We start from the raw sequence: 569 nt of genomic DNA on the forward strand, positions 1-569 counted from the left end.
AAGCGTTTCGCGGTGTCGTCGGTGAACCAGCCCTCAACGTGACCGTCGATGGAGATGCCGTTGTCATCATAGAACGCCACCAGTTTGCCCAGTTTCAGGGTACCGGCCAGCGAGCAGGCTTCATGGGAAATGCCTTCCATCATGCAGCCGTCGCCCATAAAGGCGTAGGTGAAGTGGTCAACAATGTCGTGACCCGGGCGGTTGAACTGCGCCGCAAGGGTTTTCTCGGCAATCGCCATGCCCACGGCGTTGGCAATGCCCTGCCCCAGCGGGCCGGTGGTGGTTTCCACACCGGCGGTGTAGCCCACTTCCGGGTGACCCGGCGTTCTGGAGTGCAGCTGACGGAAGTTCTGCAGCTCGGACATCGGCAGGTCGTAACCGGTGAGGTGCAGCAGGCTGTAAATCAGCATCGAGCCGTGGCCGTTGGACAGCACAAAGCGGTCGCGGTCAGCCCAGGCCGGATTCGTCGGGTTATGGTTCAGAAAATCACGCCACAGGACTTCGGCAATGTCAGCCATCCCCATCGGGGCTCCCGGGTGACCGGATTTGGCTTTCTGTACCGCGTCCAT

General features: G+C 61.0%; 1 protein-coding gene. It reads right to left on the reverse strand.

Going from position 1 to position 569, the window contains the following annotated elements:
• Window positions 1-569: thiamine pyrophosphate-binding protein (locus ACQ3G7_RS24720; protein WP_496353905.1), on the reverse strand; the 569-nt coding region annotated here is incomplete at both ends.

The organism is Kosakonia sp. N21 (assembly GCF_050587465.1).
Classification (GTDB): domain Bacteria; phylum Pseudomonadota; class Gammaproteobacteria; order Enterobacterales; family Enterobacteriaceae.